This window comes from Pseudoalteromonas sp. NH0006-26 (assembly GCF_057552415.1).
On sequence record NZ_BAAJMJ010000008.1, the window covers coordinates 121,241 to 127,354 of the forward strand.

The window sequence follows — 6,114 nt, forward strand, 5'->3', positions numbered from 1 at the left end:
AGACAATGGCTAACGTAGAAGCAAAGCAACAACAGCCTGATTTAGCTGAAAAGCTAATCGCGGTGAACCGTGTGTCTAAAGTAGTTAAAGGTGGTCGTATCTTTAGCTTTACTGCACTAACTGTAGTTGGTGATGGCGCAGGTAAAGTAGGTTTCGGTTATGGTAAAGCACGTGAAGTTCCAGCTGCTATTCAAAAAGCAATGGAAAAAGCACGTCGTAACATGATCAACGTAGACCTAAATGGCAACACATTACAGCATCCTGTTAAAGGACGTCATGCTGGCTCACAAGTGTTTATGAAACCAGCATCTGAAGGTACTGGTATCATTGCAGGTGGTGCTATGCGTGCAGTACTTGAAGTGACTGGTGTGCAGAACGTACTTTCTAAATGTTACGGTTCTACTAACCCGATCAACGTTGTACGTGCAACGATCTCAGCTCTTGAGAACATGAATTCTCCTCAGTCGATCGCTGCAAAACGTGGTCTTCGAGTAGATGAGATTTTGGGGTAAACCATGGCTAATAAAACTGTAAAAGTAACACAAGTAAAAAGCTCTATCGGTCGTTTACCGAAGCATAAAGCTACATTACGCGGTCTTGGTTTACGTCGTATCAATCACACTGTTGAGTTAGAAGACACAGCATGTGTGCGTGGTATGATCAACCAGGTTTATTACATGGTTAAGGTAGAGGGGTAATTCGATGCATTTGAATACACTTTCACCTGCTGCAGGTTCAAAAACTGCTCCAAAACGTGTTGGTCGTGGTATCGGTTCTGGTCTTGGTAAGACTGGTGGCCGTGGTCACAAAGGTCAAAAATCACGTTCTGGCGGTAAAGTACGCGTTGGTTTTGAGGGCGGTCAAATGCCTATGCAACGTCGTCTACCTAAGTTCGGTTTCACTTCTCGCAAATCTTTAGTATCTGCAGAAATTAACCTATACGAAATCGCTAAAGTTGAAGGCGATGTGGTAGACCTAAGCGCGTTACAAGCAGCTGGTCTAGTTAAAAAGAACGTTCAGTTCGTTAAAGTTGTTAAATCTGGCGAAGTTTCACGCGCTGTTACCGTTAAAGGCCTTAAGGCTTCTAAAGGTGCACGCGAAGCTATCGAAGCTGCCGGAGGCAAGGTAGAAGACTAAGGAAGTACTAATGGCTAAACCAGGTCAAGATACACAAAGTGCACAAGGTGGACTTTCGGAATTGAAGCGCCGATTACTCTTCGTATTGGGTGCTATCATAATTTACCGTCTAGGTTCATTTGTGCCGATCCCTGGGATTGACGCCGCTGTACTTGCCGATTTCTTCGAGCAACAAAAGGGCACCATTGTTGAGATGTTCAACATGTTTAGCGGTGGTGCGCTTGAGCGAGCTTCAGTGTTAGCACTGGGTATCATGCCGTATATCTCGGCTTCGATTATTACGCAACTATTAACGCATATGTATCCGCCGTTTATAGAGCTTAAGAAAGAAGGTGAGCAAGGGCGTAAAAAGATAAGCCAGTACACACGCTACGGCACGCTTGTGCTTGCTACTATCCAATCAATCGGTATTGCTACTAGCTTACCGGGCATGATGAACGGGTTAGTTGTTAACCCAGGTATGGGATTCTATTTCACCGCAGTGGTGAGTTTAGTAACCGGTACTATGTTCCTTATGTGGTTGGGCGAACAGATAACAGAACGCGGTATCGGTAACGGTATCTCAGTTCTAATATTTGTTGGTATTGTAGCTAACCTGCCGTCTGCTATTGGTTCGACAGCCGAAATGGCGCGCCAAGGTGATTTGAATGTTTTTGTACTGTTGATGGTTGCGGTTATAGTATTCGCTGTTACTTATCTTGTTGTATTCTTTGAACGTGGTCAACGACGTATCGTTGTTAACTACGCCAAGCGTCAACAAGGTCGTCAAGTATTTGCTGCTCAAAGCACGCATTTACCTCTGAAAGTAAATATGGCGGGTGTTATTCCACCAATCTTCGCTAGCAGTATAATTCTGTTCCCTGGTACAATTGCAAGCTGGTTCGGCCAGGGTGAAGGTCCGGTTGCTGATGTGCTACAAGCAATTGCTACAACGTTGACTCCAGGTCAGCCTTTGTATGCAATGGTTTTAGCTGCGGCTATCATCTTCTTCTGCTTTTTCTACACAGCGTTGGTTTTTAACCCGCGTGAAACAGCAGACAACCTGAAAAAATCTGGCGCATTTATCCCAGGTATTCGTCCAGGTGAGCAGACATCTAAATACATTGATAAAGTGATGACACGCCTGACATTGGCAGGTGCTTTGTATATAACCTTTATCTGTCTGGTGCCCGAATTCATGACTATGGCATGGCAAACGCCATTCTATTTCGGCGGTACATCAATTTTGATTATCGTTGTAGTAATCATGGACTTTATGGCACAAGTACAGACGCATCTGATGTCACATCAGTATGATTCTGTGCTGAAAAAAGCGAACCTTAAAGGCTACGGTCGATAAGGTCAGTTTACGGAGTTGAGCAATGAAAGTACGTGCTTCCGTTAAGAAAATATGCCGTAACTGTAAAGTTATTAAACGTGCTGGTGTAGTACGCGTAATTTGCAGTGAGCCTAAGCATAAGCAAAGGCAAGGCTAAGTAAACAGTCGTGCAGGCTGAGGTTTCTCGGCCTGTGTTTTTAGTTGTGATTTGGTCTTCGTTTGAGTATCCTTACGGGCTTTTCAAACAGATGATTACCAAATTCAAATATAGGAGATGTGTTAGTGGCCCGTATCGCTGGCATTAACGTCCCTGATCATAAACATGCAGTTATTGGTTTAACAGCTATTTATGGCATAGGTAAGACTCGCTCTAAGGCTATCTTAGAAGCGACTGGTATCGCCGAGACCACAAAAATCGGTGAACTTTCAGACGAAACACTTGACGTATTGCGTGAAGCAGTTGGCAAGTACACTGTAGAAGGTGACCTTCGTCGTGAAGTTACTTTGAATATCAAGCGCCTTATGGACCTTGGTTGTTTCCGTGGCCTACGTCACCGTCGCTCTTTACCACTTCGTGGTCAAAGAACAAAGACTAACGCGCGTACCCGTAAGGGTCCTCGTAAGCCTATTAAGCGATAAGGGGATAGTAAAATGGCTAAGACACCAATTCGTCGTAAAAAGGTTAAAAAGCAAGTTGCTGATGGTATGGCTCATGTTCATGCGTCTTTCAACAACACTATTGTAACGATTACCGACCGTCAAGGTAATGCACTATCATGGGCTACTGCCGGTGGTTCAGGTTTCCGTGGTTCACGTAAATCTACTCCATTTGCTGCTCAGGTTGCTGCAGAGCGTGCAGGTACTGCTGCTCAAGAATACGGTTTAAAAAATCTAGAAGTTTTCATTAAAGGTCCAGGTCCAGGTCGTGAATCTGCTGTACGTGCTTTGAATGCTGCTGGTTACCGTATCACCAACATTACTGACGTGACGCCAATACCACACAATGGTTGTCGTCCACCGAAGAAACGTCGCGTTTAACAATAGGTTAGGAGAAATAACATGGCAAGATATTTGGGCCCTAAGCTCAAGCTGAGTCGTCGTGAAGGTACTGACCTGTTCCTTAAGAGCGGCGTAAGAGCTATCGACTCTAAGTGTAAACTTGAGACTGCACCTGGTCAGCACGGCGCTCGTAAAGGACGCTTATCTGATTACGGTTTACAATTACGTGAAAAGCAAAAAGTACGTCGTATCTACGGTGTATTAGAAAAGCAATTCCGTAACTACTACAAAGAAGCTGCTCGCCTTAAAGGTAATACAGGTGAAAACTTGTTACAGCTTTTAGAGCAACGTTTAGACAATGTTGTATATCGCATGGGTTTTGCTAGCACACGCGCTGAAGCACGTCAGTTAGTAAGCCACAAAGCGATTCTAGTTAATGGTCGTGTTGTGAACATTCCTTCATACGTAATTACTCCAGAAGATACTGTTGTAATCCGTGAGAAGTCTAAAACACAAGCACGTATCATCGCTGCTCTAGAGTTGGCTGAGCAACGTGAAAAGCCGACTTGGGTTGAAGTTGACGGTAAGAAATTGGAAGGTAGCTTCAAGCGCCTACCTGAGCGTTCAGATCTGTCTGCGGACATTAATGAACAACTAATCGTCGAACTTTACTCTAAGTAAAGTTAAGAGTTAAGAGAGGATAAAATGCAGGGTTCTGTTACAGAATTTCTAAAACCAAGGTTAGTCGATATCGACGCTATCAACCCAACGCGTTCTAAAGTAGTTTTAGAACCACTCGAGCGTGGCTTTGGTCACACTTTGGGTAATGCCTTACGCCGTATACTGTTATCATCTATGCCTGGATGTGCAGTAACTGAAGTTGAAATCGACGGTGTATTGCATGAGTACAGCGCGAAAGAAGGCGTACAAGAAGACATCATTGAAATACTACTAAACCTTAAAGGTCTAGCGGTAACGTTAGAAGGCAAAGATGAAGTTTTTCTGACCCTGACTAAATCTGGTGTAGGCCCTGTGACTGCGGCAGATATTCAGCACGATGGCGATGTAACAATTGCTAACCCAGATCATGTTATTTGTAATTTAACAACAAATAACAGCGAGATCAGCATGCGTATTCGTGTTGAGCGTGGTCGTGGTTATGTGCCGGCATCTAGTCGTTTATCCTCTGATGACGATGAGCGTCCAATTGGTCGATTGCTGCTTGATGCATCATTCAGCCCAGTTGAACGTATTGCGTACTCGGTTGAATCAGCCCGTGTTGAGCAACGTACAGACTTAGACAAGTTAATCATTGATATGGAAACAAACGGCACTTTAGATCCTGAAGAAGCGATCCGCCGTGCGTCTACTATCTTAGCTGAGCAATTAGATGCATTCGTAGATTTACGTGATGTAACTGAGCCAGAAGAGAAAGAAGAGAAGCCAGAATTCGATCCTATTCTACTTCGTCCAGTTGATGATCTTGAATTAACAGTACGTTCAGCAAACTGTTTGAAAGCCGAGCAAATTCAATATATCGGTGATTTAGTTCAGCGCACTGAAGTTGAGCTTCTTAAAACGCCTAATCTAGGTAAGAAGTCTCTAACTGAAATAAAAGACGTGCTAGCTTCACGTGGTCTTTCTCTAGGCATGCGCCTAGAAAATTGGCCGCCTGCAAGCCTAGCTGAATAATCTAAATCACTATATTAGTTTAGTTAGAAGGATAGGGTCATGCGCCATCGTAAGAGTGGTCGTCAATTAAACCGTAACAGTAGCCATCGTAAAGCGATGTTCAGCAATATGGCAGGTTCTTTGGTGAAACATGAAATCATCAAAACTACTTTGCCTAAAGCGAAAGAGTTACGCCGTGTAATTGAACCTTTAATCACACTGGCTAAGACTGACAGTGTAGCAAATCGCCGTTTAGCGTTTGCTCGCACGCGTGATAATGAAGTAGTTGGTAAGTTATTCAGTGAAATCGGTCCTCGTAATGCGGATCGTCCAGGTGGTTACACTCGTATTCTTAAGTGTGGCTTCCGTGCTGGTGATAATGCACCAATGGCTTATATTGAACTAGTTGGTCGCCCAGCGGCGAGCGAAGAAGTTCAAGAAGACGCGCAGTCTGCAGAGTAAGTCTTAAAGAGACACCAAAAAGCCGAGCTTATGCTCGGCTTTTTAATATCTAAAATTCACACAAAATGAATAAAGCTTTTAGCTCTATTATTAATAGCAAATTTATTCTCATTCCTTTCATCTAATAAAATAGCCTAACTAGAATCGACGAATCATAATGCGAGCGTTTAGGACTGCTATCTTTCTATTTATAAGCAAAGCTATTTAGACTAATAAACACATGACTATGTAACGGCTTTTACAGTTTATAGTTATGGACATAAAAAGTTCGAAATAGTTGATACCACTAATAGCTCATTAACTTTATATAGTAGAGCCCTTGTCTGATGTACTTATTCGCCACTAATCTAAATGGCCATATAAAGCTAAACAATTTGTTTTCTTGGTAATAGCTACAATAACTATGAAAAGATTTTCCAAAAAATAAGTTTTTATAGCTTTAAAGGCGAAATATGATTAGGTTTAGTTGTCTTTTTAAGCGTTTAGTCTAAATATCCAACGAACAGTCATTTATTTCAAGTTTTCTT

At 42.8% G+C, this 6,114-nt stretch carries 10 protein-coding genes; all 10 read left to right on the forward strand.

Features of this window, described 5'->3' with window-relative positions; genetic code table 11:
• Nucleotides 1-5: 5 nt before the first annotated feature.
• A complete protein-coding gene (rpsE, locus tag AC27JR_RS13270; RefSeq protein ID WP_008115387.1) occupies nt 6-512 on the forward strand; it encodes a 30S ribosomal protein S5 in 507 nt (168 codons plus the stop codon).
• Between the two features lie 3 nt (nt 513-515).
• On the forward strand, nt 516-698 hold the full coding sequence (gene rpmD / locus AC27JR_RS13275; RefSeq protein WP_008115384.1) for a 50S ribosomal protein L30: 183 nt from the start codon (nt 516-518) through the stop codon (nt 696-698).
• Between the two features lie 4 nt (nt 699-702).
• On the forward strand, nt 703-1,137 hold the full coding sequence (gene rplO / locus AC27JR_RS13280) for a 50S ribosomal protein L15 (RefSeq protein WP_008115382.1): 435 nt from the start codon (nt 703-705) through the stop codon (nt 1,135-1,137).
• A 10-nt stretch (nt 1,138-1,147) separates the two neighbouring features.
• Nucleotides 1,148-2,476, forward strand: coding sequence for a preprotein translocase subunit SecY (gene secY / locus AC27JR_RS13285; protein ID WP_008115380.1), 1,329 nt, complete (start codon nt 1,148-1,150; stop codon nt 2,474-2,476).
• Between the two features lie 22 nt (nt 2,477-2,498).
• Nucleotides 2,499-2,612 (forward strand): 50S ribosomal protein L36, encoded by a 114-nt coding sequence (gene rpmJ / locus AC27JR_RS13290; RefSeq protein WP_002959476.1) that lies wholly within the window; start codon nt 2,499-2,501, stop codon nt 2,610-2,612.
• Between the two features lie 125 nt (nt 2,613-2,737).
• Nucleotides 2,738-3,094 carry a 30S ribosomal protein S13 gene (gene rpsM / locus AC27JR_RS13295; protein ID WP_008115377.1) on the forward strand — a complete coding sequence of 119 codons (357 nt, stop codon included), beginning with the start codon at nt 2,738-2,740 and terminating at the stop codon, nt 3,092-3,094.
• A 12-nt stretch (nt 3,095-3,106) separates the two neighbouring features.
• Nucleotides 3,107-3,493: a 30S ribosomal protein S11 gene (gene rpsK, locus AC27JR_RS13300; protein WP_002959471.1), complete on the forward strand. Its 387-nt coding sequence runs from the start codon at nt 3,107-3,109 to the stop codon at nt 3,491-3,493.
• A gap of 21 nt (nt 3,494-3,514) precedes the next feature.
• A complete protein-coding gene (gene rpsD, locus AC27JR_RS13305) occupies nt 3,515-4,135 on the forward strand; it encodes a 30S ribosomal protein S4 (RefSeq protein ID WP_002959461.1) in 621 nt (206 codons plus the stop codon).
• A gap of 24 nt (nt 4,136-4,159) precedes the next feature.
• The gene (locus tag AC27JR_RS13310) at nt 4,160-5,146 is read left to right on the forward strand and encodes a DNA-directed RNA polymerase subunit alpha (protein ID WP_008115371.1); all 987 of its coding nucleotides are present in this window, start codon (nt 4,160-4,162) and stop codon (nt 5,144-5,146) included.
• A 39-nt stretch (nt 5,147-5,185) separates the two neighbouring features.
• Nucleotides 5,186-5,587 (forward strand): 50S ribosomal protein L17, encoded by a 402-nt coding sequence (gene rplQ / locus AC27JR_RS13315; RefSeq protein WP_008115370.1) that lies wholly within the window; start codon nt 5,186-5,188, stop codon nt 5,585-5,587.
• The last annotated feature ends 527 nt before the right edge of the window (nt 5,588-6,114 follow it).

Coding starts and splice junctions, on each gene's coding strand:
- rpsE (WP_008115387.1), top strand. CDS start 6: ATGGCTAACGTAGAAGCAAAGCAACAACAGCCTGATTTAGCTGAAAAG.
- rpmD (WP_008115384.1), top strand. CDS start 516: ATGGCTAATAAAACTGTAAAAGTAACACAAGTAAAAAGCTCTATCGGT.
- rplO (WP_008115382.1), top strand. CDS start 703: ATGCATTTGAATACACTTTCACCTGCTGCAGGTTCAAAAACTGCTCCA.
- secY (WP_008115380.1), top strand. CDS start 1,148: ATGGCTAAACCAGGTCAAGATACACAAAGTGCACAAGGTGGACTTTCG.
- rpmJ (WP_002959476.1), top strand. CDS start 2,499: ATGAAAGTACGTGCTTCCGTTAAGAAAATATGCCGTAACTGTAAAGTT.
- rpsK (WP_002959471.1), top strand. CDS start 3,107: ATGGCTAAGACACCAATTCGTCGTAAAAAGGTTAAAAAGCAAGTTGCT.
- rpsD (WP_002959461.1), top strand. CDS start 3,515: ATGGCAAGATATTTGGGCCCTAAGCTCAAGCTGAGTCGTCGTGAAGGT.
- AC27JR_RS13310 (WP_008115371.1), top strand. CDS start 4,160: ATGCAGGGTTCTGTTACAGAATTTCTAAAACCAAGGTTAGTCGATATC.
- rplQ (WP_008115370.1), top strand. CDS start 5,186: ATGCGCCATCGTAAGAGTGGTCGTCAATTAAACCGTAACAGTAGCCAT.